The sequence below is a fragment of the Geomicrobium halophilum genome, from assembly GCF_014207655.1.
Lineage (GTDB): Bacteria > Bacillota > Bacilli > Bacillales > Marinococcaceae > Geomicrobium > Geomicrobium halophilum.
The window spans coordinates 1133670-1159325 of the sequence record NZ_JACHHJ010000001.1 but is presented as its reverse complement, the minus strand read 5'-3'; the positions used below and the strand labels follow the sequence as shown (position 1 = coordinate 1159325).

Below are 25656 nucleotides of genomic sequence, written 5' to 3'. Positions count from 1 at the left end.
GACATCGGGGGCAACCTTTTGTCGATAAATAACGATGTAAATCGTGCAAATATTGACAAATTTCTTTTCTGCCAGATATTACAGTAGGGGCAGGCGTACAAAGGAGGACGAGCGCTTGCACCGTTATGACATTTATTTATTAAGGCCAGAGATTGCTCATCAATATTTTCAAATGGAAATCAAATTATTCCAGTTATTTAAAGAGTATGAAACCATACGTTCTATACAATCTATTCTCCAAAAACAAGTCGACTATATATGCAGACCGATTTCCATCCAGCATTTAGTGGAGTGGTTTTCCTCGTTACAAATGTACAAAAATGAAAGCGATAGCGAACGATACTTTTTCTCCTTGCAAGGGGAGAAAGGTGTTAAGGTAACAGTCAGTGAAAGAAGGGTTCAAATTTTTAGTATGCTTGGGCTGGAAAATGAGTGGATTTGGTTCGATCAATTACAAATGTACGACCCTTATTTTTTCGCTTGTGATATTCAACGTGAAAAATATGGATGGTTAAAACCAATGAAGATCCATTCCCAACTTCATCATTCATGAGAGCGGTCTTTTCAACGTGTGATGGATACGGTATAATGACTAATGTTTGCTTACGAATCACACAGATACCGTGTTATCGACGTAAGGAGGTCGAATCTCATGAGTACGATTTGGGTTGTTTTAATAGCACTAGCAGCCTTGGTTCTGGGACTAGTTGGAGGCTTCTTCATTGCTCGTAAGACGATGATGAATTATATGAAAAAGAATCCACCTATTAATGAACAGATGCTGCGCGTGATGATGATGCAAATGGGACAAAACCCATCGCAAAAGAAAATCAACCAGATGATGAAGGCCATGCAGAAGCAGCAAGATAAAAAATGACTAGACACCTCGATTGAGGTGTTTTTTTCTTATAGAGGTTGTGTTAAAAAAGTCCGGGAAAATAGCATTCGTATCTCTTCGTCGTCTTGCCTCTAAAGCTCCTCACGTATGAACATGATATCCTCGAAAAAGAATCCCACTTTTTTCCTTCGTGAGAAGGGAGTGCTTTCGTGGTGCAAGCAGGTTGCTCAAAGCTACGTCTTCTCGACCTATTCGTCTCTTTTTTGTGAAAGGAATGGTGACACTAGCGATTCATTTTTATGCTCAGTGGGGTGTCGAAAAGCATCATGTTTGTTTAGTCCTCCCTTTTTGTAGATAAGATTGCATTAATTTGGCCTGGAAGTGTATGATAAATGGTAATGATGCCTTTAAGAGGTTATTACAAAAAGTCATAGGAAGTAGCTGGACAAGCTAACGGATCATTTTATAGCCTATATGGATTTCCTGAAAAACCACTTTTTGTCCCTCTTTGAAGGACCGTGGAGGTGAACCTCATGTCAGAGACGACATTTCTATTCATACTTACAACGATTGGTGCGGTTGGGATGGGGACGTTAGCCATTTTTATAAGAATGAAGGCTATCGAGAAGCCAGCTTCTGTGAAGAAAATCATTATCCCCCCGATTATGATGAGCACTGGTTTTCTCATGTTTTTATATGAGCCTGCCCAACTCCCTGCCCCTCAAATTGTTGCTCCTTTGCTCTTAGGAATTGCCTGTTCTTATTTATTGATTCGGACGTCACATTTTGAAATTCGTGACGGCGATATTTATATGCAAAGATCAAAACTCTTCATTTTTTTGTTGGCCGGTTTATTGATTGTTCGTGTCATCGTTAAGCTCGTGATCGGAGAACAAATCCAGTTGCCGCAACTGGCTGGTATGTTTTTCCTCCTTGCTTATGGGATGATTGCCCCCTGGCGCATCGCCATGCTCATTTTATACCGGAAAGAGGCACAACAATTAAAAAGTGCGGTATGGAACGTGACAGGTGGGGAGCGAACGTAAAAAAAGCTCCCATGTTAGGGAGCCGTTAACCTATGGCTAATAAAATAGCTGCTCGTATTGGCTGTAATCCATCTCTTTTTCATCCAGCTTTTTTCGTAAAAACTTATGGTCACGTTTAGGGGTAGCTAGTATATAGCCGCGGATAATTAAGTCCTCGGTAATTCGATCAGCACGCTGGTCTAAAGCCAACTCTCCGATTTTACCAGCAATTTTCTCTCTAGCAACATCTCTGAACAACTCGGGCACAGGGGAGACAAGCTCTTCTAATAGATCGCTTTGCTGCTTTGTCCAAAGATGGCGTGTTTTTTGTATATAATGGTCTTGCCAATCAAGTATGGAATGTCCATCTGCTTTTGGGAGTCTTTTGAGAAACTTACGAAACATAAAAAATCCGCCAATAAACATAAAGACTGCCATGAACACAGACCAGAAAACGATTAGCCACATAAATAAATCTGTACTCAAGTTGTTCACCTCTGTGTATGATTCTCTATTTCTAGTTTATCACATTTCTACCAAATTGACTTGTCTTTGAGCCTAACAAAAATGATGAATTATGCTTCGACATTTTTCTGTTCTTGTTATAAGATAGAGTTAAGGGAGGGGTATACATGGGAGAAACCAATGACATGTATCAGGCGAAAAAAACACTAAACGTAGGTAATGAAACCTATCATTATTACGACCTCACTGCTTTGGAGAAAGCAGGTGTGAGGGACGTTTCAAAACTGCCTTATTCCATTAAAGTATTATTGGAATCTTTGTTGAGGCAGCAAGATGGCAAAGTGATTAAATCTGAACACGTAGAGAGTCTCGCTAACTGGGGAAGTAAAGAAGGCGGGAACGAAGATGTTCCATTCAAGCCCTCACGTGTCATCCTTCAGGATTTCACAGGAGTACCTGCTGTTGTTGACCTTGCATCCCTAAGAAAAGCAATGGCAGATTTAGGTGGAGATCCAGCTTCTATTGATCCTGCGATCCCAGCCGATCTCGTTGTTGACCATTCGGTTCAAGTTGACCAGTTTGGGACGAGCGACTCATTAACCCGCAATATGAACTTGGAATTTGAAAGAAATGAAGAACGTTACAAGTTGTTGAGCTGGGCAACGCAAGCATTTGAAAATTATAGTGCTGTTCCACCAGCAACAGGGATCGTTCATCAAGTGAACCTGGAATACCTTGCCAATGTGGTACATGTGAAAGAAAATGAGGAAGGGGAAAAAATTGCCTATCCAGATACACTCGTTGGTACAGACTCACATACAACGATGATTAATGGCATCGGTGTACTTGGCTGGGGCGTTGGCGGTATCGAAGCCGAAGCCGGTATGCTGCAGCAGCCTTCTTATTTTCCAGCACCTGAAGTCGTAGGGGTAAAACTGGAAGGCAGCCTTCCACACGGAGCAACAGCAACCGACCTGGCGTTAAAAGTAACACAGCTTCTGCGTTCGAAAAACGTGGTTGGTAAGTTTGTAGAATTTTACGGCCCAGGCTTAAGTGCTATGTCCCTTGCTGACCGTGCTACTATCTCGAACATGGCACCGGAATACGGGGCAACGTGTGGTTTCTTCCCGGTGGACGAAGAATCGCTTAATTACCTGCGTCTAACTGGCCGGAGTGAAGAACAAATCGAGCTTGTTAGGGCTTATTGTCAAGAAAATGGACTTTTCTATAGCGAAGATGCTCCAGAGCCACATTATTCAGAAGTTGTGGAATTAAATCTTGACGAAATCGAGCCGGCATTATCCGGTCCGAAGCGTCCGCAAGACCTCATCGAACTTGATGACATGCAGCAATCTTTCAAGGAAGCAATAACGGGACCTGAAGGAAATCATGGTTTTGGTTTAAATGCCAAAGAATTCGACAAAGAGGTAGAGATTACCCATCCGAATGGAAAAACATCTACACTTACAACCGGTGCGGTTACGATCGCTGCGATTACAAGTTGTACGAACACATCCAATCCTTCCGTGATGATTGGAGCCGGCCTTGTCGCTAAAAAAGCGATCGAAAAAGGTCTTGATGTTCCTGAATATGTCAAAACATCACTCGCCCCCGGTTCTAAAGTAGTCACACGTTACCTTGAAGACTCAGGCTTGATGCCTTATCTGAATGAACTTGGTTTTAATCTTGTGGGCTATGGCTGTACGACTTGTATCGGTAATAGCGGTCCATTACCAGAAGAAGTGGAGCAAGCGATCGCTGACAATGATTTAGTTGTTTCATCAGTACTTAGCGGGAACCGAAACTTCGAAGGAAGGATTCACCCACTTGTACGAGCGAACTATTTAGCATCACCACCACTCGTTGTCGCGTATGCCCTCGCTGGAACTGTGAACTTTGACGTCCGAAAAGACTCTTTCGGGAAAGATCAAGATGGACAAGATATTTACTTCAGTGATTTGTGGCCAAGCCTAACTGAGGTTCAAACATTCATCCAGGAGAATGTATCTCCAGAGCTTTTTAAAGAAGAATACAGCAGCGTATTTGATAACAATGAACGTTGGAATGAACTGCAATCGACAGAAGATGCGTCTCTTTATGATTGGGATGAGAATTCAACATATATCCAAAATCCACCTTTCTTTGAAAACTTGTCAAAAGAGCCACAAGCGATTCAAAATCTTGATGGTTTAAGAGTAATTGGTAAATTTGGGGATTCGGTTACGACCGACCACATTTCACCTGCAGGCTCCATTGCAAAAGATAGCCCCGCAGGCCGGTATTTAATCTCCAAAGGTTTAACCCCGGCGCAATTTAACTCTTATGGTTCTCGCCGTGGGAATCATGAAGTAATGATGCGCGGTACATTTGCGAACATTCGTATCCGCAATCAATTAGCTCCAGGCACAGAAGGCGGCTTTACGACGCACTGGCCATCCGGAGAGGTTATGGCCATCTATGATGCAGCGATGGAATATAAAAAAGAAAACACAGGCTTAGTGGTTATTGCCGGTGATGACTATGGGATGGGGAGTTCACGTGACTGGGCTGCCAAAGGTACGACACTTCTTGGAATCAAAATGGTCATCGCGAAAAGCTTTGAACGTATTCACCGTAGTAACTTAGCCCTGATGGGCGTTCTTCCTCTTCAATTTAAAGATGGAGAAGGTGCTGAAGAACTAGGCTTAAGCGGTGATGAAACGTTCCATGTAAAGATTGGCGAAGATGTGAAACCCCATGAAAAGGTAACTGTTACAGCAGAAGATACCAAAGGCAACAAGAAAACATTTGAAGCAGTCGTACGCTTTGATAGTGATATCGAAATTGATTACTACCGCCATGGTGGAATCTTGCCGATGGTTCTTCGTAACAAACTTTCTGAAACAGTACCGAAATAATAAAAGTGTAACTTTAAAACCAGCCATTGTTGGCTGGTTTTTTTACGATGGACAGTCTCACACTTGCGCAGGGCACCGACTTTACCTTTCCTTGCTTTTATAGTAAGAAGAGTGTTGAGTAATGGCTTACATAAATGCTAGGGGAATAAAAATCTCCCTAAAAGATCAGAAAAGAGGAAACTAAGGGAATGTAAAGATCGAAAGATCAGCATGGGCCATTAACCCTCAAACGTATGGTGTGACTCCCGCCATTTTAATAAGAGGCGTGCTGTCCTTAAAAAATATCGCTTTTTTAACATAAAAATTTCACGTACCGTAATGTGAATAATTCAATAAAAAACTGAAATTATAAAGAACGACATGATATAGAGGATGGGATATAATGCAATTCATTACGGATATTTGGACAGGTGCAGAGCAATTACCGATTTATGGATTTCTCGTCCGTGCATTGGTCGTATACGTGTACATATTTATCATGGTGAAAATTATTGGCCAGCGATCCATGGCCAACATTGATCCCCTTGATTTTATTTTTGGAATCGTTATAGGTGATATTTTAGGGGAAACGGTCTCAAGCGGGGATACAGATATTGGGGGCCCTTTTGCAGGTGCTGCTGTCATTGCATTTATGCATTGGTTCCTAACATATGTGGGTTTGAAATTGCCCCTTTTTAGGAGAGTCATTGAAAATGAACCGTTTATCATTATAGAAAAAGGGCAAATTCTCGATGATATGCTCAAGAAATGCAATGTTACCATTGAGCAATTATTAATGGAACTTCGACAAAATGATGCTTCTAATTTAAATGAAATTGATTACGCAGTATTGGAACCGAATGGACAGGTTAGTGTGATCAAGAAAGCTCCTTATAATGCTGCAACCGCACAAGACATTGGATTAAACCCGCAAAACACTGGTTATCCAAGTGTAATTATTGCCGACGGTCAATTAATTTCTAAAAACATGAAGAAGATTATGACCCGACAAGAGTTAGAAAAGGGATTAAAAGCTCAGGGTTATACCTCGATCGAAGATATTTTCCTATTGACAGTCAACAATGCAGGTGAATGGTATCTTAGCCCGCGTTTACGTGTATAAGTTTGAGGATTTTTTCCAATAATATAGAAAAGGAGGCGTTTTGAATGAGAAGAATTAAGAATGTTCGATTTGTGGATTTATTACGGGACAATCGGGAAGCGATTCTTAATGACCGTGACGCCATGAATCGAATCGAAGAACGGTTGGATGCAAAAAGAAAATAAGGCACAGCTCAATACGAACGAGTATATGAACTCGGGCAAAATATATCTTTCGCTCGGGTTTTTTATTTGCTTTACAAACGTACAACTTGATCTGAGAACATTTGTTTATTATTCTTATATATAGGAATTATTGTATAATAGTGAAAGTAGGCGTATACATGTGAAAATAGCAACCACTCATGTACAAGTCCGTTATGCAGAAACCGACCAGATGGGCGTTGTTCATCATTCTCAATATTTAATTTGGTGCGAGATTGGGCGTTCTGACCTTATAGAATTGTTAGGGTTTTCATACGCAAAATTAGAAGAAAGCGGTGTTTTAGCTCCTGTAATCGACGTGAGCCTATCCTATAAACGGTCGGTTCGATACGGAGAAACTGTACGTATTGACACGTGGATTGATGATTATAATGGGCTACGCGCTGTTTATGGCTATGAGATTTATAATGAGGATAATCGGTTGTGTGTGAGTGGAACAACCACACACGTCATTGTTGACAGTCAAAGTTTTCGTCCACGTTCAATGAAGAAACAATTACCAGAATGGCACGAAGTATATGAGCGGGAAAAGAAACAAAATGAAGAAAGAGGCTAAGCCTGCAAATGGCATTTGGGATAAGCAGAAGCGAATTGGAAAGTTGGAAACAGCGAGCACAAGCAGGGAAGATCGCAATCATTACTCATTATTGGCTGGACGAGCGTTTCCCTAGATGTGATTCTGTAACAAAAGTGGCCTGTGCGGATCAAGAAAAACTGGTACAATGGGGAAAAGTTTATGGCTTAAAACCAGAGTGGATTCACAAACGGGGGAGTCTATCCCATTTTGATCTCTTTGGTGATATACAGAAACGTGTGTTAGAGCACGAAGGCTTAGATACACAACGCTATAAATTTTTACAAAATCAGTAAACAAAACAAGGGGGAAACCATGCAGCAAGAGGACATTATAAGCGATTTAGAAGTGCAGCCGGCCATTAACCCTGACGAAGAATACAGAAGACGAAAAGAGTTTATAAAATCGTATGTAAAAAATGTAAAGGCTAACGGGTTCGTTCTCGGGTTATCGGGAGGACAAGATTCCACGCTCCTTGGAAAAATGGCACAAGATGCTGTAGAGGAGCTTCGCAGAGAAGATCCCCATTACCAATTTATTGCTCTACGTCTCCCGCACGGAGAGCAATACGATGAAGATGATGCCAAAAAAGCGATTGATTTTATCCAACCTGACCGGACGGTCACCATTAATATTAAACCAGCTGTAGAAGCTGCTGTCCAAAGCTTCGAACGTGCGTTAGATCAAGACATGAGGGATTTTGACAAAGGAAATAATAAAGCTCGAGAACGAATGAAGGTGCACTATGATGTAGCTGCAGCATACGGCTTGCTCGTTCTTGGTACCGATCATGCTGCCGAAGCGATTACAGGCTTTTTTACAAAACATGGAGACGGAGCCTGTGACATTGTGCCCTTGTTTGGGTTGAACAAACGTCAAGGAAAAGAGATCCTTCGTACACTTGATGCTCCTCCATCTATATTTGAGAAGACTCCGACAGCTGATCTTGAGGATGATCGTCCAGGTCTCTCCGATGAAGAAGCGCTGGGGTTGACATATGAACAGATTGACGATTTTCTAGAAGGAAAAAATGTCAGCGCTGAAGTTGAACAGAAGTTGATCAGGTACTACAAAACAACTGAGCATAAACGTCAAACGCCCGTATCTCCTCAAGATCACTGGTGGAAGAAACTTTAAAACATGAGCAAAGGTCGAAATTTCAGTGGTAGGGTGAAGAACAATGCCGATTAAAATACCAAACGAATTGCCAGCAACGAATGTACTGCAACAAGAGAATATATTCGTCATGAATGAAAAGAGGGCGTATACACAAGATATTCGGTCCTTGCATATCGTTATTTTAAATTTGATGCCGGTGAAAGAAACGACGGAAACACAGCTTCTACGCTTATTAGGGAATTCACCTCTGCAAGTGGAAATAACCTTTTTACATCCGACCACCCACCGCTCCAAGAATACATCTGCTGAACATTTATCAGCGTTTTATAAAAGTTTTGCAGAAGTAAAAGATCAATATTTTGATGGTATGATTGTAACAGGAGCTCCAATTGAACGTCTTCCATTTGAGGCAGTTAACTATTGGGATGAACTCATTGAGGTGCTCGAATGGAGCAAAACTCATGTGACATCAACCATGCACATTTGTTGGGGAGCGCAGGCGGCGCTTTATTATCATTATCAGATTCCTAAACATGAGCTGACCCATAAACAATTTGGCGTTTTCAAGCATGAGATTAAAGCGATGAATAGCCCCCTTATGCGTGGGTTTGATGATATTTTTTATGTCCCGCATTCTCGATACACGACAACGGCTAAAGAAGATATTGAAGCAGAAGATAACCTCGTGATTCTTGCTGAATCAAAAGATGCTGGTGTTTATCTTGTTTCAGATTTGCAAGGCAGCAAGGTGTTCGTAACCGGGCATGCTGAATATGAGGCAACAACGCTTCGAGATGAATATAGACGTGATCAAGAACAAGGACTTGATACAAAAATTCCCGCAGGGTATTTTCCAAGCGGAGATACAGATCAGCACCCACCGTTACTTTGGAGAGCCCATTCTCATTTACTTTTTTCCAATTGGCTTAATTATTACGTTTATCAAGAAACGCCTTATGAACTCCGTTAATCGATACCCCTTAGCAGCTGAAGATCTCAATGTCCAGCATTTTACAGCAAGAAATCAAGCGGTGGAAGATCGGTTATTTGTCCTCATTCATGGGTTTATGTCTTCTTCTTATAGCTTCCATTTGTTAATCCCAGAATTGAGAGGTTTCGGGGAGGTTGTCACCTTGGACCTCCCGGGTTTTGGGGAAAGCGTGAAAAAGGTGAAATACCGGTATTCCTATGAACAATATGCTAAGACGGTAAAAGCAGTCATTGATGAGTTTGCTTCAGAATATACAATGGTCATACCTGTTGGCCATTCCATGGGCGGTCAGGTAGCCCTTCGTTTGGCACTGCTCATGCCAGATACAAGGAAAAGACTCGTGTTGCTTGCGAGCTCAGATGGAATGAGTCGTAGTCCATCCTGGCTCCGTATTGCAACATTTCTTCCTTTTTTTTCTTGGTGGCTTTCTCGTTATGTTCGAAGAAGGGATGTTCGAAAAGTTTTGGCTCAGGTGATTTATGATGAGTCCTCCATTACTGAGGCGCAAGTGGCTTCTTATCAAAAACCTTTACAAGAACACTCCATGTTTCGAGCATTGGCTAAGTTCATTCGTCATCGTGAAGACGATTTGGACGAGGGTACTCTTAAAAATATAAATGTCCCGGTCTTATTGTTATGGGGAAAAGCAGATCGGATTGTGCCGCTCTATGTGGGCAAGAAGCTTGTGAATCGATTGCCTGATGCAAAACTTGTCGTTTATCCTCGCAAAGGTCATCTACTTCCTGAAGAAATGCCTGTGGAGACTGCAAGAGCGATATCGTTGTTTGTAGAAAATTAATGTAATGCAGGTCTTAGAGGAAGGGGTGAGGGACATGGATGCATTGGAAGTGATGATGCACAAAGAGCGGACGTATCCACTATTTCAACCGATCTTTGTAGCTGGCAAACATGAAGTGGTCGGTTACGAAGTTCTACCTCGTTTAAGGATTGAAGAGCATGAGTATGATTTGACCGACTTTTTCTATGACAGCCTTGTGCCTGAAGAATATCGCCTGGAGATTGATCGATATATTCGGAAGCAGGCACTTGAAATCCAAAAAACAAGAGCGCATATGTGGTTGTTTTACAATATAAACCCTTCTTTATATGATGGATCCCCTGGAGATAGATTGATCTCTGAATTGGCAGAAGAGTCTACAGAGATGATATTAAGCATTTCGCTATCGGATGAAACGGTGAAATGGTATACACTCAGGCACTTCGTCCAGTTTCTACAAAATAGTCAGATTCGCGTCGCAATGAAAGAAACAAAAAATGCGAAAATCACAATGATGGACATTGTTCAAGTAAAACCTGATATTATCAAGATAGATATTGGAGATGTCGAGCGCGAAAATGTAAATGTTCACCGCGAACTATTACATACGTTTTCAATAGCGGCCGGAAAAATTGGCGCTTCTTTATTGTTCCAGAATATAAAGGGATTTCAACAACTAAGTGACGCATGGCGGCAAGGAGCTCTCTATTTACAGGGAGATTATTTAGCACTCCCTCATCCTACTATGATCGATAATAATCAAGAGAAGTTGGTGAAAAATTTCCGATCTTTTCTTAACTATGAAAGGGAAAAAAAACGGGCAAGCCTTCAGTTCTCAAGATTTTTAAGCGAACGTATGAAAAAATTAATTTCGGGTCGTGTTGTCCATATGGATAGCGATACACTTGCCCAATACGTTGGTCGATCGTTACAAGATATTTGTTTTCGGGTGTACATTTGTGATGGTGAAGGATTCCAACTATCTGGTAATGCTGTAAAACATCAATCGGATCAGTGGGAAATCTATGAAGAAAATCGGAGGCAAAATTGGAGTTGGAGGCCTTTTTTTCTGGAAAACATCGTGCAGATGCACGTAGACGGGGGCGGTATATTATCGGAGCTATATATGGATTTACACCGCCACGAACAGATACGGACTTACTCATATCCTGCTGGAGATGGTCGTTATATATTTGTGGATATTCCGTTTTCATATCTTTATGAACGGGACTTTTTAGGGTGAATCATCGATTTTCAAGGAACAAAGTCAGGTTTTTAGATCTATCTTTGTGTGCTATTCTTAACATATAGTCTCTTTAGCAAGGGGAACCATCAATTTTATAATAAAGGGTGAGTGGTTTGGAAAAGAAAAATGTGTTTTTGGATGATATTCGAACATGCCCTAATGACCACTGCCTTGTCCGCTCTGCCGAAGACTGCATTGATTTTCTAAAAAACCATAACACCTTTGGGCACATATCCCTTGATCATGACTTAGGTAGTAAGAATACCAGTGGATACGCTGTCGTTACGTATATGATTGAAAACCATATTTATGCAGATCGAATCACGATACACTCAGCGAATGCTACTAAGGGAAAAAGGATGTATGAAGCGCTTACAGGAGCGAAAAATGACGGGTTATTTCCTCCTAACGTCCAAATTTATTACCGCCCTTTGCCTCTCTATTCTCCTGCCAGTGGTGGAGTTGGATAAAATATTTATAAGAAACCGGCCTAAACAGAGACCGGTTTCTTAATTTCTCATTAAAAACATCGAGGATAATTGTTTAATCATAGGAGAAACTTGTTGGTACGTTTTTATTGCAGTATCCACTGTTGTCATTGTTTTCTGAATATCAATTTGACCGTTTTCATCTGTAAAACCATTCAAAACTCCTATCATAGAAGGGGGATGTTGATTTTTTCCTGGACCTCCTTCATAGAAATGCGGAGGTGGAGGCGCCTGTAAAAAGTTACCCGGGTAAGGTTTGGATACTGGTGGTAAAGAAGGTGGATACGGTCTAGGCGGATACATATAAGCATCTTCATAATATGGAGGGCGTGCTTGCGGATGAGGGGAAGCCATCATTGAAAATCATCTCCTTTCAGGATTTTAAAATACACGTCAACATAATCAGCACTGCAAAAAATTTCATAATTTTCCTCATCAATATTTTGAGGGAGGGGCGTATATGTCGTCCATTGGGCTACTGCTTGATAAGCAGACGTTGAACCTGTTGTTGAGTCCTTTTGCTTTTCCTCAACCATCTGCTGAAATCGTAAATATAGGTGATGCCCATCTGTATAGCTAATGATATTGTCCTCTGTCATGTGCCGGATTGGAAAACGAATCATCCAATAGTCCTTTTCCCTCGTTTTAACTGGTTCTAGGGCAGAGGGTACAAAACATGTGTCATTGGTGAACCAACGGCTAAACACTTTCATTGGGAAGTTTGGGTCTTGCATATTGTCCGTCCCTTCTTTCTAATGGTCGGTATGATAGCCTATGAAAAAGAAGCTGAAGGTGACTGGGCTTTTAATACTCATTACATTTTAACAGGGTTCAATGCGAAGGCTTCTTCCTTGGTAGAGGTGTTGTGACAAGTTTATCTCATTCATTGTAATGTACTTCTAGGAATCGAAAGAGGTGGAAAAATGTTTAGGGCTGATGCACATTGTGATGCATTGTTACAATTATGGGGAGATCCTGATAAAGATTTTACAAACGATACAATCGTGAATGGGAAGACATTGCAGAAAGGTGGTGTGCAGGCACAGCTGTTTGCTATTTTTGATCCGGTGTATCTCAAACGTGATGATGGTTTCTCCACCATTTTGCGTCAATTGGACCTGTTTCATAAGAAAGTGAGATCCCATGAGCAAATCGAATACATGCCGGGGCAAGCGTTAACGGAAAGTACAACTACAAGGGCGATTGTTGCACTAGAAGGGGCGGATGCCATTTCCGATGACTGGATGAAATGGCGGTTGTTAAAGCGGCTAGGAATTGAAAGCGTAGGTTTAACTTGGAATGAAGGAAATACTCTTGCGTCTGGATGCTATGAAAAAATGGGAAGTCGTTTATCCAACAAAGGACGGGCCGTAGTCGATTGGTTTACATCAGAAGGTATTATTTTGGATGGAGCCCATCTTCATGAGCATTCTTTCGCTGAAGCGGTGGAACGCTGCGGAACATTTTTCGTCAGCCACGCAAATGCCCGTCAAGTGCATGAGCACGTAAGGAACGTAAGTGATGAACAATTACGGATGATCAAAGAAAAGGATGGCATCATCGGTCTAACCTTTTACTCAACATTTATCAATGGGAAGAATGAAGCTACATTCGACGACCTTGCCCATCATATTGACCATATCGCAGGTTTGATAGGGGGTGAATATATAGGGTTTGGTTCTGACTTTGATGGGATTACCTCACCGGTAAAAGGATTGGAAGGGCCGGAAAAACTTCCTTTATTTATCGAATGGTTATTGAAACGTTACAAAGAAGAAGATGTAAAAAAATGGGTAGGAGGTAATTTCCAGCAATTTTACAATCGGCATATTGAGAGAAATTCCATGCATGTTCGGCGAGGCAGAACCTAGAGTGTCAATGCATCGTCACACTTGTCAAATAAGTTATAAATCTTATTAGGTTTGTAGGTTGTCCCTGTTCATGTGTTATAATGCACCCATCTCTTTGAAGGAAGGAGTTTATCAGTGAAAAAACGTATAATGCTAACAACGAGTCTAGCTTTTGCATTATCACTCGGGCTTACGGCATGTAACGGTGATGGAGAGGAAAATGGAGAAGCAGACGATAGTGAAGAGGCACAGGGTGAATCACAAGAAGGTGAAGACCAGGCGAGCGATGCGCTTCCTGATGAAGAAGAAATGGAAATGCCAGAACCAGATATTGATTTAGAAGACGTTCCTGATCCCGTTGCTGAAGTAAATGGAGAAAGTATCGATAAAGCTGAATTTGAGCAAATGTATACTTCTTCGGTCGAACAGATGGCCATGTATGGAATGGACGTCACAGAAGATGAGGAACAGGAAGCGGAGTTCCGCGGGCAAGTTGCAGAAGGGCTTGTGGCTCAAACATTACTTACACAAGCAGCAGAGGAAAGAGGAATTGAAGTAGACGAAGAAGAAGTAGACGAAGAGTTGGAAGAGCAAATGGAACTTGCGGGCGCTGAGTCGGAAGAAGAACTGTTTCAACTCCTAGAGGAACAGCAGGGGATGTCAGAGGATGAAGTGCGCGACTTGTTAGAGGAAGAACTTCTAGTGGAGCAATTACTCGCTGAAGAATTCGGTGAAGTCGAAGTGAGCGATGAAGACATTGAAGAACTGTATGAACAACAGATGGCCATGATGGAAGGACAAGAAGGCATGGAAGGTGACATGCCAGAGTTCGAAGATATGGATGAGGAAATGGAAGAGCAACTTCGTATGGAAGCAGAATCACAACAAATGGAAGAGAATAGGGCAGCATTGACGGATGAACTTGAAGAAGAAGCAACGGTTGAAATTCACGTATAAATTAATATAAAAGTATTAAAGAAGAATGGATGTATCCATTCTTCTTTTTTATGGGTTATATACGTCGAAAAAAGAAGATATAGAGAGAAAAAAAAAGAAGTAAGGTGATCATTTAATTAATTTTAAATTATTTATTATAAATACGTTTTGTGTACTGCTTATTTTAGTTGTATAAGTTTTTAAAAAAGAGTATAGTATTGAAAGGTGATGCTCAAAAAAAGAAATAAATAAAGCCTATTACTTTTTTGCCTGTTCTTAAAGAATTTCAGAGAGGGCCGATATTTAAACATTTGTCAATGATATAAATACCTTCTTGGCTTAATTTTATGAACTGCAGCAATAAAAATGCTAATCTGCTTTTAACGTTTACTCAGGATTTTTGGGCATTTTTCAAATAGACAGAAGGAGCAACGCACAAAGGGGTGGATGCATTGACAAAGATTAGGGTAGAAGACTTAACAAAGGTTTTTGGTAAAAAACCTCAACGAGCACTCTCTCTTTTAAAAGAAAATAAAACAAAGGGGGAGATCCTTGAAGCAACAGGACTTACTGTAGGTGTCAACAAAGCATCATTTGATGTTAATGAAGGTGAAGTTTTTGTCATTATGGGGTTATCAGGGAGTGGAAAATCGACACTGGTTCGACTTCTGAACCGTCTGATTGAACCAACTTCAGGCGCTGTTTATTTAGATGACAAAAACTTGGCGGAGATGGATGAGAAAACATTACGTACTGTTCGCCGCCGAGATATGAGTATGGTTTTCCAGAATTTTGGACTTTTCCCTTTCCGATCCATTCAAAGCAATGTTGAATTTGGTTTGGAAATTCAAGGTTTAGGTAGAGAAGAAAGAACGCAAAAAGCAATAGAGGCTTTGAAACTTGTCGGTTTGGAAGGCTATGAAAATATGCTTCCTGATGAGTTGTCAGGAGGGATGCAGCAAAGGGTCGGACTCGCACGTGCTCTAGCTAATGACCCGGAAATCCTACTCATGGATGAGGCTTTTTCCGCACTTGATCCGTTGATTCGAAAAGACATGCAAGACGAGCTTCTCGATTTGCAGCAAACGATGAAAAGAACAATTATATTTATCACGCATGATTTGGATGAAGCTCTGCGTATTGGTGATCGAATTACGATTATGAAGGATGGGGCTATTGTTCAAATCGGAACACCAGAAGAAATTCTTACCAATCCTGCCAATAATTACGTGGAGAAATTTGTCGAAGACGTGGATCGTTCGAAAGTGTATACTGCTCAAAATGTAATGGCACGGCCCGAGAGCGTCCAACCTGAACGTGAAGGCCCTCGTGTAGCATTGCAAAGGATGCGTCAAAGCGGTATTTCCAGTATATATGCGATTAGGCGTGACCGGGAATTGTTAGGGATTGTACACGCAAGTGAACTATCCAAACTTGTGGATGAAGGTAAAGATGATTTCAGTGAAGTCATCCGTACAGATGTGCCGAGAGTCGAACTTCATACGCCTGTATCCGAAGTCATCGACATTATTACAGATAGTTCGGTGCCAGCGGCTGTCGTTCAAGACGGCAAACTTCGGGGCATTATTATACGTAGTTCAGTGCTTAGTGCACTATCAGGAAAAGAGGTGAATCTCGATGAAACTATTTCCGAGTCTACCTCTAGCTGAATGGGTGGAGGCACTTGTTGATTGGTTAACGAATGCAGATTTATTGTTTGAAGCAATTGAAATGCTGATCTCATTCATACTGACTGCTTTACAGACGGTTATGGAAGTTGTTCCTATTCCTGTTTTTATCATTGGAATTCCGCTCCTGACGTTTTTCTTTGCAGGACGTAAGATTGGACTAACGATATTTGTCTTTTTAGGTTTATTCCTTATTGACAACCTTGGATTTTGGGAAGATATGTTGATCATGTTATCGCTCGTTTTAGCAGCGACGATTATTTCCGTAGTAGTAGGTATCCCTCTTGGAATTTGGATGTCGAAGAGTAATACGGTTGAAATGATCATGAAACCGATCCTTGACTTCATGCAGACGCTACCACAATTTGTTTACCTGATTCCAGCTGTTGCGTTTTTCGGAATCGGAATGGAGCCGGGAGTCATCGCTTCGGTGATTTTCGGAATGCCGCCAACGATACGTTTAACGAACTTAGGGATACGTGAAGTATCTACTGAAGTAATCGAAGCGGCAGATGCGTTTGGTTCAACACCATCGCAGAAATTGTATAAAGTACAACTGCCCATGGCTCGTACAACCATTATGGCCGGGGTTAACCAAACAATTATGTTATCCTTGTCCATGGTTGTTATTGCTTCGATGATTGGTGCAGACGGCCTTGGAGATATTGTTTACGCTGCTGTTGGCCGAAATGATGTAGGTTCCGGTTTTGAAGCAGGTATAGCAATAGTGATCGTGGCTATTATCCTTGACCGTTTAACCTCTGGATTCCAACTTAAACAAAAGAAAAAATAATAAAGAAACTCCCCTGCCGTTGGCAGCGCGTAGGGGGGGTCAATTAAACATAAAGGAGAGTGCCTTACATGATTAAACATTGGAAACGCATGGGCATTGCTGCTGGGCTTTCACTTTCACTTGTTGCCGCTGGCTGCGGTGCAGATGAAGAAGAACCTGATACTGAAACAGACGACAATGGTGACACTGAGGAAGAAGCCGATGAAGATGCTGAAGCCGACGATGAAGGTGATGGTGAAGCAGCGGCTGATTATGGTGAAGATGTTGCTCATACCATCGTCGGTATTGACGGAGGCTCTGGTGTTGTCCAATCAACAGAACAAGCCCTTGAAGATTATGGTCTAGATGATTGGAATGTACAAACAAGTTCAGATGCGGCCATGATCCAGGAATTAGAAAATGCTTATGAAAATGAGGACCCAGTTTTTGTTACAGGTTGGACCCCTCACTGGAAATTTCAGGAATTTGACCTAAAGATCCTTGACGATCCTGAACTTTCTTATGGTGAAGCCGAAAGTATTCATACGATCGCCCGTGATGGCCTGGAAGATGAGCAGCCAGAAGCGTATGAATTGCTGGATAACTTCGAATGGGAGCCTGAAGATATGGAAGAAGTCATGCTTGAGGTCCAAGATGGTGTTGACGAAACAGAGGCTGCCCAAAACTGGATTAACGAAAACGAAGATATCGTTTCTGAATGGACCGATGGTGTAGATGAAGTAGATGGTGAGTCTATTAGTCTTTCCTACGTTGCTTGGGATACAGAGATTGCTTCAACGAATGTAGTGGCGCAAGTTCTTGAAGACCTAGGTTATGAAGTCGATTTGAACTTAGTGGAAGCGAATTTCATGTTTAGCTCTGTTGCAAGTGGGGATGCTGATGCGTCGGTTGCTGTTTGGCTCCCGCATACACATGCAGATTACCATGAAGATTACGAAGAAGATTATGAAGATCTAGGTCCAAACCTGGACGAAGGGGCTCAACTTGGCTTAACTGTTCCGGCATATATGGACATTGAGTCTATCGAAGATCTTCAGGAATAATTGACCATTATAAGAGTCCAGGGTTTACTGCCCCTGGGCTTTTTTTGTAAAGAACAATGAAATCAAAGGAGAGTACGATGATGAAGCATGAAAAATCCGTCATTTTTGTAGCTGGACTTTCCCTTACCCTCGTTCTTGCTGGCTGTAGTGTAGATGATGAAGGTGAGGACGATGATACCACTCATACAGGAGAAAATGGTCAGGCAGATCCGGAAGAGGAAGCTTCTGGATCAATGGACTATGCAGAAGAAATGGATTACGAGATTGTAGGGATTGATCCAGGTGCAGGGATTATGGGCAATGCTGAACAAATGATGGAAGATTACGACCTTGATGAGTGGAACCTACAATCAAGTTCCGAAGCTGCTATGATATCCTCATTGGAAGAAGCGATTGAAAACGAAGAACCGATTGTTGTGACTGGATGGAGCCCGCACTGGAAATTTATTTCCCATGACCTCAAATACCTAGATGATCCGGAGCTTTCATTTGGGGAGGCGGAAGACATTCATACCCTCGTTCGAGAAGGCTTTCAAGATGACTTTCCAGAAGCCTATGAAATCCTGGACAACTTCCATTGGACAGCTGGAGATATGGAAGAGATTATGTACGAATTAAACGAAGGGGTCGATGAATTCGAAGCGGCACAAAATTGGATTGACGAAAACGAGGATGTGGTTTCAAGCTGGACCGAGGGTGTAGATGAAGTAGATGGTGATCCGATTGAAATTGTACATGGTCAATGGGAAACGGACCTCTCATCGGTAAGCATGATAGCACTTGTTCTTGAAGATATGGGTTATGATGTCGATATGACCTTAGTGGAAGCGAACCACATGTATACAGCCATCGCGAATGGGGATGCTGATGCCATGATTGGGTCTTGGCTGCCAGGTACGCATGAGTTGTATTATGAACAAGTGGAAGACGATATCGAGGATCTAGGCCCAAATATGGAAGGTGAAGCTGCTCTCGGTCTTGTTGTACCAGAATATATGGATATTGATTCTATTGAAGACCTAAAAGATGAAGGGTAAAAACCAATGAAGACTCAAGGAGAGATTTAACCTTGGGTCTTTTGGTCGTTTGCGACCTTCATGTTTTAAGCGTGAATAACATATGTAGAGGTGTTGTGGTACAGGAGCTATTCTTACTTGTCAGGACCCAGTGATAAGCTACACTTGACCTTTTGCCTTATAGAGGTATTATTTTAAAAATATATATAATTCGCATTAATTTAAAGGGGGTGAGTGCGTGCGTAATAATGTTGTTACTTGTTTAAAAAATGTTTAACCCCATTGGTAAGTATAACCATATTTCTATAGATATGTTAGGTGAGAAAGTTAGACTGCATTTCTTTTCGCTGAGGGAGCGTTTTTAAATCATTAGGACAAAAGCACAATTGTTATATAAAATCATGATTTTTTATTGACTGTATTATAACAATCGATTACAATATACTTAAATAAAGCTGGAAGGGATTGATGGATGTGAGGAAACGTGAGGAAACAAAAGAGCAGAACGAAAAGTCTGTACCAGAACAGAAATCAGTCATCGAGCTTATCAACGACTACCATGGATAATAACTATTCAAACGAAAAACGCGCAGGGAACAAAGAACCTGCGCGTTTTTCGTTATTCTTTGTATAATTTCTATGGTAAAATGGGGAGAGGCCAGTGATTTTCAGAGTAGGCTAGGAGAGATAAATCATGGAAGAGAAAGAAAAACTGTTTGTGATCGGTGAAAATATTAAATACGAAGGAGAACAGTTGAAAGTGATCGCTGAGTATGAGCGTACAATCGTTGCTGAGTTTAATCGTTTTCCTATTCCTGATCGAGAGGAAGAATTTCCTTTTCGCCGTATTGTCATAAAGAAAGGGAAGGCTGAAAGAATAGGTTAAAGAAAAGGGCCCCGGAACCTCATCCAACGAACGGGGCCTTTTTTCGTTGTTCCCACTTCCGTATAGAGGGAGGCAGGTGTGAGGGTTGCATATCACCTGCAAGGCGAGCAAGTGGTTGCCAGTTGTCGATGTCATTTTTATAATCCGCGTACGTACCATCGTTTACTCGTACTTAATACAAGGTGATCGGTTCACCTGTGAGATCTGTCGTTCATAAAACTGTATACATGGAATCGAAACGAATGCAGATGGGATAGGTGTCAATTCGTTCCGGTTGAATTCATTAACGTCTGAGGGTAATGATCCGATGACTTGTACGTCGCAGCATTTGCTGAACGCTATAGTTGGCTCTCACCATTAATGAATGTCGCTTTTAAATTTTCCCCCGTGAACTTCTTGTGCGTCCATGACTGTTATAAACGCTTCTTTATCAATTTCGAAAACCATCGATTTTAGTTTCATAATTTCCAGTCGCGTTACGACAATATAGAGAACTTCTTTATCACTATGGGTGAATGCTCCGTGACCGTTTAACACGGTCAATGAACGGCCCAAGCGGTGCACGACTGCTGAACTTAGCTGAGTATGTTTATTGGAAACAATGACGACAGCTTTCGTTTCATCGATTCCTTGAATCACCGCATCAATCGTTTTTGACGCAATGAAATAGGTAATAATGGATAGCATTGCCTGTTCCCATCCGAATACAAATCCCGCCCATGTAAATATAAAGATATTTACAAACATAATAAATTCACCCACGGAAAATGGCAACTTCTTGGTCAGTAGAATGCCAAGGATTTCCGTCCCATCAAGCGCACCTCCGTGGCGAATGACGATACCAATCCCTGCTCCTAGAATAAATCCACCGAACAAAGTTGTAATTAAAGGTTCATGAATAAAAGAGTCAAAATGATGGAGTTGTTGTTCTGTAATCGCTAAGATGACAATCGCGTACAAAGAGGTTAAAAAGAAATTTTTACCGACCTGTTTAAGACCAAATATTAGAAAAGGCAGATTAATAACGAGTACGAGAATACCAAAACCTAAGCCGGTCAGTTCATTTAATATCAAAGAAACACCAATGACACCGCCGTCAATGACAGCATTAGGAATTAAAAAAAGTTGAATGGCAATAGCTGTTAATGCAGCACCACTTGTGACCATAATACAACGGTAAGCCAAGCGGGCCATGCTCTCTTTTCGTTTTGCTGAAAACATAGTCGACAACCTCGCAAACATTCCAGAGTTATAGACAAGCCTTTCTCTATTAACATATCGTTAGGCACGTCCAAACATGCCAGATTTTTTCTATTTATTTACGACCCTTTTCAGAGGAGCAGCATTACGCCGACTTTGTATTTTCAATTTCATCATGCTAATATGAATGAATATTCACTATTTAAAGGAAGGAGAGCGTTTCAGTGGACAAAAAAGTTCAAGGCTATACACTGAAAGAATGGAAAGATAGATACCCCGTATTAAACCGTATAATGAACGCAGAAGAAGTGATTTGGCTGAATCCGAAACATGAAGCGTTTGCAAATATCATGAATCAGCTTGATCTTACGCACGAAGATATTAGAAGGGCAGAAGAACGTTTCGATCGTTTCCAACCTTTAATTGCTGAATTATTCCCGGATACGGTCTCTCAAGTTGGAGAAATTGAATCAGCAATTGTACAGCTTTCGCATATGCAAACCTATTTGTCCAGGGATTATAATATAAATTTAACAGGAAACGTATGGTTGAAATGTGATCACAAGCTGCCGATAGCTGGCTCTATTAAAGCTCGAGGCGGTGTGTATGAAGTATTAAAGTTGACGGAAACGATCGCTCTAGAAAATGGTTTGCTTGATGAGCATACGGATATTCGTACGTTGGCGAGCGAGAAGAACAAAGCGTTCTTTCATCGATATGGCATTGTGGTCGGTTCCACAGGGAATCTGGGGTTAAGTATTGGGATTATGGGCGCTAAGATTGGATTTAATGTTGAAGTTCATATGTCAAGCGATGCGAAAGAATGGAAGAAAGAAAAGTTACGAAGTGAAGGCGCTACTGTCGTTGAGCATGAAGAAGACTTTAGTCGAGCTGTGAGTGAAGGGCGAAAAGCAGCAGCGATTAACCCTGAACTACATTTTGTTGATGATGAATGGTCCTATGATTTATTCGTCGGCTATGCGGTTGCGGCACTTCGACTACAAAAACAGCTGGATGATGCGAATATTCGAGTAGATGAGGAGCATCCTTTGTTTGTTTATTTACCTTGCGGAGTTGGTGGAGGACCTGGTGGAGTGACATTTGGCTTAAAACAAGTGTTTGGCGATGCCGTTCACTGTTTTTTTGCCGAACCTACAGAGTCACCTGCGATGTTTCTCGGTTTAATGACAGGGTTACATGAGAAAATTGCCGTCGGTGATTTTGGCTTAAGCAATAAAACGGCAGCAGATGGACTCGCCGTCGGAAGGCCTTCTGGAGTCGTGGGAAAAATGGTGGAAGCGATGGTGAGCGGAGTTTATACTGTAAACGATCAGCACCTTTATCAATTATTACACCATTTATGGAATGAAGAAGGCATTTATCTTGAACCATCAGCTCTTGCTGGTTTTCCAGGGCCATACAACTTGATCGGCACAGAAGCAGGTAAAGCGTATTGTAAAAAACAGGGAATTGATCAACAAAAACTGGCGAATGGGAATCATGTCGTTTGGGGGACTGGAGGCAATATGGTTCCGCCTATGGTTCAACAAAATGATTACGAAACGGCAAAGAAAAGATAATAGGAAACCTCTTGAACTAAAGGGGATTTTCCTCTTTTAATTTTCAATATATTATGTTAATATTCATTATAATGAATGGAGGGGTTATTTGTCTGCGATTCATGTAAGAGTTGGCCAGAATTTACAGCGATTGCGAAAGAGGAGAGGGTTAACGTTCGAAAGAATTGCATTGGCTACTGGCGTCAGTAAAGGGATGTTATATCAAATTGAAAAAGGGGAGACCCAGCCAACGGTTACTACTGTTTGGAAAATTGCAACCGGACTCAATGTTTCTTTTTCATCGTTGATTAAACAGGACGATCGAGTGGTTTCCGTTGTCGAGCGAAAAGAATTTCCGGATCTTGAGGAAGATGAAGGGCGTTGCCGCTTATTTCTTATTTTTCCATTTGACCCTGAGACACAATTTGAGCTCTACACGATGATCTTAAGCCCGGGTGCAAATTATCTTTCCCTGCCGCATCATGAAGGTGTGCGCGAGTACATCTCTGTAACTTCCGGAGAGCTGCATATGATGATTGATCAAGATTCGTATATGTTAAATGAAAAAAAGAGCCTTCAGTTTATGGCAACCGTTCCTCATCAATATGAGAATTTAACAAATACAGAAACGAGGTTACAAGTGCTCATGTATTATTCCGATGAATCTTGAGAAAAAAGGGATGGGGCGAATGGAAGAAAAACATCTACATGAAATGCACACCCCTACGTTTACCGAAGATTATTGGCAAGGGTTGAAGATGGCTGTACCAGTTATGCTAGGATATTTGCCCATTGCAATTTCCTTCGGAGTGTTAGCAATCCAAACGGGTATTCCGTTGTTTCATTCATTATTAATGTCCTTTTTCGTCTATGCTGGTGCCAGTCAATTTATGGCTTTAAATATGCTCGCGATTGGGACAGTTGGATTAGAAATCGTGCTAGCAACATTCATATTGAATCTCCGGCATTTTGTGATGAGCATATCCTTATTTAGTCACTTGCAACATATACCGATACGATGGCAAACGCTTCTTGCCCACGGGGTGACTGATGAAAGCTTCGCGCTTGCTTCCCTTAAGCGCAAATCGCTCGGAAGCACTCCTTCAACAGCTATTTATACAGGAATGTTTTCAGGAGCATTCGGGACATGGCTAATCGGAACACTCATCGGTGTGTTAGTCGGAAATATAGTGCCTGAAGCTTTAAGTGCCAGCATGGGAATCGCTCTCTATGCTCTTTTCATCGGTTTACTTGTACCTGCGATTCGTAAGTATTGGAAAATTGGAGTCGTTGCTTCGGCAAGTGCAAGCCTTTGTGTACTGTTTTCTCTGTTTTTGTCCGAAGGTTGGGCAATTGTGCTGGCAACAGTCATCGGTAGCCTTACCGGTGTGTTCGTGCTCGAGGAGGAAGATGAATGACACTAATCATGATTATTATTGGCATGGCCATTGTTACATATATACCGAGGGTGTTGCCGGTGTTTTTAATGGAGCGGATTCATTTCCCCCGCTGGGTGAAGAAGTGGTTACATGCGATTCCCTATGCCGCGTTAGGCGCATTGATTATCCCAGGCATTTTTACGGTTGAACCCGGAGCCCCGTTTGCAGGAGCGATCGGAGGGATGGTTGCAGTACTCATCGCTTATTTTAAAGGTCATATCATGGTTGTCATTATAGCTGCGATCGTAACTGTTTATCTTTTGCAAATATTGTTATATTGAGTGATTGAGATGACGAATGATACCTCTTTTTATGAAAACGTATATAAAATCGTCCGTCAAATTCCTAAAGGGTCAGTTGCAACATATGGTTTAATCGCCCACTGGCTTGGATCACAGCGAGCTTCTCGCGCTGTAGGATGGGCACTGCGCGCGGCCCCTAGCGGTATCCCTGCTCATCGTGTGGTGAAAAAAGATGGTACCCTTGCACATGCGGGTGTTTTTGGCGGCGAAGACTTCCAACGTGGTTGGTTAGAAAAAGAAGGGGTGACTTTTGACCAAGAAGGAAAAGTGAACATGGAGCATCACGTGTGGCCGGGACCAGATGATGGATGATTTATCATTCGATTGGGATACTCCTATAATGTAAATGTAGGTACGCTAAATCGAATGGATCCAAGTAACTAAATGTGGAAATACCTAAACGTATAGCGGGATATAGTTAAGAAAGAAGGATCAAAGTAAATCGTCCATATAAATCCCCTCATCCTTTCTATTGTTTGCTAATCCTTCTTTATAATCTCAGAGAAAAGCTGGGTGAAAAATATGGAAACGCTTATTCAAATGGAAAATATTGGTACATCGGTACTGAGAAATATTTCACTTGATGTAAAGAAAGGTGAAATTATTACCTTAATCGGCTCTTCCGGATCTGGTAAAAGCAGCTTGCTTATGTTGTTCAATCGTCTTAACGACCCTGATGAAGGAACGATCACGTACCGTGGTAAGAGTCTCCAAAATTATCAAATCACATATTTACGAAAATCCATGGGTATGGTTTTTCAAACTTCATCTCTATTCGATGGAACGGTTCGGGATAACCTTGCATACGGACCGAAAATATTTCAGGAATGGGAAGAACAGATGGGAGAAGAGTTACTAAAAAATGTGCAGCTCCCCATATCTTACCTTGACCGTAATGTGGAAGAGCTGTCTGGTGGTGAACAACAACGGGTAGCTTTGGCACGAACACTGGCGAACCGTCCGGAAATTTTACTGCTTGATGAGGTAACGAGTGCCCTGGACTTGCGTAATATTGAACTCATCGAGGAATTTTTAGTGAGTTTGGTTCCAACTTCTGTGCGAGCAATCCTCATGGTTACCCATGATGTTAATCAAGCAAGAAGGCTAGGAGATCGAACCTTCTTCATGGAGGAAGGGGAAGTGATTGAGAAAGGGGAGACACAAACTTTGTTTGACAACCCCCAAACTGAACAACTGCAGTATTTCCTAAAGGAGTAA

General features: G+C 41.6%; 30 protein-coding genes. 26 read left to right on the top strand and 4 right to left on the bottom strand.

The window, feature by feature from the left end; all coding sequences use genetic code 11:
• Positions 1-115 precede the first annotated feature (115 nt).
• The 3 genes from sirA to HNR44_RS05710 all read left to right on the top strand — a co-directional run bounded on the left by sirA (position 116) and on the right by HNR44_RS05710 (position 1884).
• Positions 116-553, top strand: coding sequence for a sporulation inhibitor of replication protein SirA (sirA, locus tag HNR44_RS05720; protein ID WP_184403112.1), 438 nt, complete (start codon positions 116-118; stop codon positions 551-553).
• 99 nt (positions 554-652) lie between these two features.
• Positions 653-877 (top strand): YneF family protein, encoded by a 225-nt coding sequence (locus HNR44_RS05715; RefSeq protein ID WP_184403111.1) that lies wholly within the window; start codon positions 653-655, stop codon positions 875-877.
• A 494-nt stretch (positions 878-1371) separates the two neighbouring features.
• Positions 1372-1884 (top strand): CcdC family protein, encoded by a 513-nt coding sequence (locus tag HNR44_RS05710; protein ID WP_184403110.1) that lies wholly within the window; start codon positions 1372-1374, stop codon positions 1882-1884.
• A 36-nt stretch (positions 1885-1920) separates the two neighbouring features.
• On the opposite strand, the gene HNR44_RS05705 is transcribed toward HNR44_RS05710, so the two are convergent.
• Complete coding sequence (locus tag HNR44_RS05705) at positions 1921-2331, bottom strand: DUF2621 family protein (protein WP_184403581.1); 411 nt, start codon at positions 2329-2331, stop codon at positions 1921-1923.
• Between the two features lie 164 nt (positions 2332-2495).
• On the opposite strand from HNR44_RS05705, the gene acnA reads away from it, so the two are divergent.
• From acnA to HNR44_RS05655, 10 genes are all read left to right on the top strand, one after another.
• Positions 2496-5225, top strand: a complete 2730-nt coding sequence (acnA, locus tag HNR44_RS05700) for an aconitate hydratase AcnA (RefSeq protein ID WP_184403109.1) — start codon at positions 2496-2498, stop codon at positions 5223-5225.
• Positions 5226-5607: 382 nt separating this feature from the next.
• Positions 5608-6327: a DUF421 domain-containing protein gene (locus HNR44_RS05695; RefSeq protein ID WP_221434208.1), complete on the top strand. Its 720-nt coding sequence runs from the start codon at positions 5608-5610 to the stop codon at positions 6325-6327.
• Between the two features lie 44 nt (positions 6328-6371).
• On the top strand, positions 6372-6491 hold the full coding sequence (locus HNR44_RS05690) for an FbpB family small basic protein (protein ID WP_184403108.1): 120 nt from the start codon (positions 6372-6374) through the stop codon (positions 6489-6491).
• Between the two features lie 160 nt (positions 6492-6651).
• Positions 6652-7086 (top strand): YbgC/FadM family acyl-CoA thioesterase, encoded by a 435-nt coding sequence (locus tag HNR44_RS05685; protein ID WP_184403107.1) that lies wholly within the window; start codon positions 6652-6654, stop codon positions 7084-7086.
• Positions 7087-7094: 8 nt separating this feature from the next.
• The gene (locus tag HNR44_RS05680; RefSeq protein WP_184403106.1) at positions 7095-7400 is read left to right on the top strand and encodes a hypothetical protein; all 306 of its coding nucleotides are present in this window, start codon (positions 7095-7097) and stop codon (positions 7398-7400) included.
• A gap of 19 nt (positions 7401-7419) precedes the next feature.
• Positions 7420-8241 carry an ammonia-dependent NAD(+) synthetase gene (nadE, locus tag HNR44_RS05675; protein ID WP_184403105.1) on the top strand — a complete coding sequence of 274 codons (822 nt, stop codon included), beginning with the start codon at positions 7420-7422 and terminating at the stop codon, positions 8239-8241.
• Between the two features lie 43 nt (positions 8242-8284).
• Complete coding sequence (metA, locus tag HNR44_RS05670; protein ID WP_184403104.1) at positions 8285-9193, top strand: homoserine O-acetyltransferase MetA; 909 nt, start codon at positions 8285-8287, stop codon at positions 9191-9193.
• Entirely contained in the window at positions 9180-10013 is an 834-nt protein-coding gene (locus HNR44_RS05665; protein WP_184403103.1) for an alpha/beta fold hydrolase, read from the top strand. Before metA ends, HNR44_RS05665 begins: the two co-directional genes overlap by 14 nt.
• 34 nt (positions 10014-10047) lie before the next feature.
• Positions 10048-11235, top strand: a complete 1188-nt coding sequence (locus tag HNR44_RS05660; RefSeq protein WP_184403102.1) for an EAL-associated domain-containing protein — start codon at positions 10048-10050, stop codon at positions 11233-11235.
• A 116-nt stretch (positions 11236-11351) separates the two neighbouring features.
• Positions 11352-11708 (top strand): cyclic-phosphate processing receiver domain-containing protein, encoded by a 357-nt coding sequence (locus HNR44_RS05655; RefSeq protein WP_184403101.1) that lies wholly within the window; start codon positions 11352-11354, stop codon positions 11706-11708.
• A gap of 39 nt (positions 11709-11747) precedes the next feature.
• Here HNR44_RS05655 and HNR44_RS05650 read toward each other — a convergent pair whose 3' ends face one another.
• Positions 11748-12083, bottom strand: a complete 336-nt coding sequence (locus tag HNR44_RS05650; protein ID WP_184403100.1) for a YppG family protein — start codon at positions 12081-12083, stop codon at positions 11748-11750.
• On the bottom strand, positions 12080-12460 hold the full coding sequence (locus HNR44_RS05645) for a hypothetical protein (protein ID WP_184403099.1): 381 nt from the start codon (positions 12458-12460) through the stop codon (positions 12080-12082). Before HNR44_RS05645 ends, HNR44_RS05650 begins: the two co-directional genes overlap by 4 nt.
• A 189-nt stretch (positions 12461-12649) precedes the next feature.
• Here HNR44_RS05645 and HNR44_RS05640 point away from each other — a divergent pair, with 189 nt between their 5' ends.
• The 7 genes from HNR44_RS05640 to HNR44_RS05610 all read left to right on the top strand — a co-directional run bounded on the left by HNR44_RS05640 (position 12650) and on the right by HNR44_RS05610 (position 19938).
• Positions 12650-13597: a dipeptidase gene (locus HNR44_RS05640; protein WP_184403098.1), complete on the top strand. Its 948-nt coding sequence runs from the start codon at positions 12650-12652 to the stop codon at positions 13595-13597.
• A 114-nt stretch (positions 13598-13711) separates the two neighbouring features.
• Positions 13712-14533 (top strand): SurA N-terminal domain-containing protein, encoded by an 822-nt coding sequence (locus HNR44_RS05635; RefSeq protein ID WP_184403097.1) that lies wholly within the window; start codon positions 13712-13714, stop codon positions 14531-14533.
• 431 nt (positions 14534-14964) lie between these two features.
• Positions 14965-16182: a quaternary amine ABC transporter ATP-binding protein gene (locus HNR44_RS05630; protein ID WP_221434207.1), complete on the top strand. Its 1218-nt coding sequence runs from the start codon at positions 14965-14967 to the stop codon at positions 16180-16182.
• Positions 16151-16993 (top strand): ABC transporter permease, encoded by an 843-nt coding sequence (locus HNR44_RS05625; protein WP_184403095.1) that lies wholly within the window; start codon positions 16151-16153, stop codon positions 16991-16993. Before HNR44_RS05630 ends, HNR44_RS05625 begins: the two co-directional genes overlap by 32 nt.
• Before the next feature lie 68 nt (positions 16994-17061).
• Positions 17062-18036, top strand: a complete 975-nt coding sequence (locus HNR44_RS05620) for a glycine betaine ABC transporter substrate-binding protein (RefSeq protein WP_184403094.1) — start codon at positions 17062-17064, stop codon at positions 18034-18036.
• Positions 18037-18113: 77 nt separating this feature from the next.
• Complete coding sequence (locus tag HNR44_RS05615) at positions 18114-19073, top strand: glycine betaine ABC transporter substrate-binding protein (RefSeq protein WP_184403093.1); 960 nt, start codon at positions 18114-18116, stop codon at positions 19071-19073.
• A 673-nt stretch (positions 19074-19746) separates the two neighbouring features.
• Complete coding sequence (locus HNR44_RS05610) at positions 19747-19938, top strand: hypothetical protein (protein ID WP_184403092.1); 192 nt, start codon at positions 19747-19749, stop codon at positions 19936-19938.
• Positions 19939-20295: 357 nt separating this feature from the next.
• Here HNR44_RS05610 and HNR44_RS05605 read toward each other — a convergent pair whose 3' ends face one another.
• A complete protein-coding gene (locus HNR44_RS05605) occupies positions 20296-21159 on the bottom strand; it encodes a YitT family protein (RefSeq protein ID WP_184403091.1) in 864 nt (287 codons plus the stop codon).
• Positions 21160-21362: 203 nt separating this feature from the next.
• Here HNR44_RS05605 and dsdA point away from each other — a divergent pair, with 203 nt between their 5' ends.
• The 6 genes from dsdA (at position 21363) to HNR44_RS05575 (ending at position 25656) form a co-directional block, all read left to right on the top strand.
• Positions 21363-22718: a D-serine ammonia-lyase gene (gene dsdA, locus HNR44_RS05600; RefSeq protein WP_343069377.1), complete on the top strand. Its 1356-nt coding sequence runs from the start codon at positions 21363-21365 to the stop codon at positions 22716-22718.
• 88 nt (positions 22719-22806) lie between these two features.
• Positions 22807-23367, top strand: coding sequence for a helix-turn-helix domain-containing protein (locus HNR44_RS05595; RefSeq protein WP_184403090.1), 561 nt, complete (start codon positions 22807-22809; stop codon positions 23365-23367).
• A 19-nt stretch (positions 23368-23386) separates the two neighbouring features.
• A complete protein-coding gene (locus tag HNR44_RS05590; RefSeq protein WP_184403089.1) occupies positions 23387-24115 on the top strand; it encodes an AzlC family ABC transporter permease in 729 nt (242 codons plus the stop codon).
• Positions 24112-24417 carry an AzlD domain-containing protein gene (locus tag HNR44_RS05585; protein WP_184403088.1) on the top strand — a complete coding sequence of 102 codons (306 nt, stop codon included), beginning with the start codon at positions 24112-24114 and terminating at the stop codon, positions 24415-24417. Before HNR44_RS05590 ends, HNR44_RS05585 begins: the two co-directional genes overlap by 4 nt.
• A 9-nt stretch (positions 24418-24426) precedes the next feature.
• The gene (locus HNR44_RS05580) at positions 24427-24750 is read left to right on the top strand and encodes an MGMT family protein (RefSeq protein WP_184403087.1); all 324 of its coding nucleotides are present in this window, start codon (positions 24427-24429) and stop codon (positions 24748-24750) included.
• A 210-nt stretch (positions 24751-24960) separates the two neighbouring features.
• Positions 24961-25656 carry an ATP-binding cassette domain-containing protein gene (locus HNR44_RS05575; RefSeq protein WP_184403086.1) on the top strand — a complete coding sequence of 232 codons (696 nt, stop codon included), beginning with the start codon at positions 24961-24963 and terminating at the stop codon, positions 25654-25656.

What these genes read in the sequence shown, in the direction of transcription:
- HNR44_RS05715 (WP_184403111.1), top strand. Translation starts at nt 653, where the DNA reads ATGAGTACGATTTGGGTTGTTTTAATAGCACTAGCAGCCTTGGTTCTG.
- HNR44_RS05710 (WP_184403110.1), top strand. Translation starts at nt 1,372, where the DNA reads ATGTCAGAGACGACATTTCTATTCATACTTACAACGATTGGTGCGGTT.
- HNR44_RS05705 (WP_184403581.1), bottom strand. Translation starts at nt 2,331, where the DNA reads ATGTGGCTAATCGTTTTCTGGTCTGTGTTCATGGCAGTCTTTATGTTT.
- acnA (WP_184403109.1), top strand. Translation starts at nt 2,496, where the DNA reads ATGGGAGAAACCAATGACATGTATCAGGCGAAAAAAACACTAAACGTA.
- HNR44_RS05695 (WP_221434208.1), top strand. Translation starts at nt 5,608, where the DNA reads ATGCAATTCATTACGGATATTTGGACAGGTGCAGAGCAATTACCGATT.
- HNR44_RS05690 (WP_184403108.1), top strand. Translation starts at nt 6,372, where the DNA reads ATGAGAAGAATTAAGAATGTTCGATTTGTGGATTTATTACGGGACAAT.
- HNR44_RS05680 (WP_184403106.1), top strand. Translation starts at nt 7,095, where the DNA reads ATGGCATTTGGGATAAGCAGAAGCGAATTGGAAAGTTGGAAACAGCGA.
- nadE (WP_184403105.1), top strand. Translation starts at nt 7,420, where the DNA reads ATGCAGCAAGAGGACATTATAAGCGATTTAGAAGTGCAGCCGGCCATT.
- metA (WP_184403104.1), top strand. Translation starts at nt 8,285, where the DNA reads ATGCCGATTAAAATACCAAACGAATTGCCAGCAACGAATGTACTGCAA.
- HNR44_RS05665 (WP_184403103.1), top strand. Translation starts at nt 9,180, where the DNA reads ATGAACTCCGTTAATCGATACCCCTTAGCAGCTGAAGATCTCAATGTC.
- HNR44_RS05660 (WP_184403102.1), top strand. Translation starts at nt 10,048, where the DNA reads ATGGATGCATTGGAAGTGATGATGCACAAAGAGCGGACGTATCCACTA.
- HNR44_RS05650 (WP_184403100.1), bottom strand. Translation starts at nt 12,083, where the DNA reads ATGATGGCTTCCCCTCATCCGCAAGCACGCCCTCCATATTATGAAGAT.
- HNR44_RS05645 (WP_184403099.1), bottom strand. Translation starts at nt 12,460, where the DNA reads ATGCAAGACCCAAACTTCCCAATGAAAGTGTTTAGCCGTTGGTTCACC.
- HNR44_RS05640 (WP_184403098.1), top strand. Translation starts at nt 12,650, where the DNA reads ATGTTTAGGGCTGATGCACATTGTGATGCATTGTTACAATTATGGGGA.
- HNR44_RS05625 (WP_184403095.1), top strand. Translation starts at nt 16,151, where the DNA reads ATGAAACTATTTCCGAGTCTACCTCTAGCTGAATGGGTGGAGGCACTT.
- HNR44_RS05620 (WP_184403094.1), top strand. Translation starts at nt 17,062, where the DNA reads ATGATTAAACATTGGAAACGCATGGGCATTGCTGCTGGGCTTTCACTT.
- HNR44_RS05615 (WP_184403093.1), top strand. Translation starts at nt 18,114, where the DNA reads ATGATGAAGCATGAAAAATCCGTCATTTTTGTAGCTGGACTTTCCCTT.
- HNR44_RS05610 (WP_184403092.1), top strand. Translation starts at nt 19,747, where the DNA reads ATGGAAGAGAAAGAAAAACTGTTTGTGATCGGTGAAAATATTAAATAC.
- HNR44_RS05605 (WP_184403091.1), bottom strand. Translation starts at nt 21,159, where the DNA reads ATGTTTTCAGCAAAACGAAAAGAGAGCATGGCCCGCTTGGCTTACCGT.
- HNR44_RS05590 (WP_184403089.1), top strand. Translation starts at nt 23,387, where the DNA reads ATGGAAGAAAAACATCTACATGAAATGCACACCCCTACGTTTACCGAA.
- HNR44_RS05585 (WP_184403088.1), top strand. Translation starts at nt 24,112, where the DNA reads ATGACACTAATCATGATTATTATTGGCATGGCCATTGTTACATATATA.
- HNR44_RS05580 (WP_184403087.1), top strand. Translation starts at nt 24,427, where the DNA reads ATGACGAATGATACCTCTTTTTATGAAAACGTATATAAAATCGTCCGT.
- HNR44_RS05575 (WP_184403086.1), top strand. Translation starts at nt 24,961, where the DNA reads ATGGAAACGCTTATTCAAATGGAAAATATTGGTACATCGGTACTGAGA.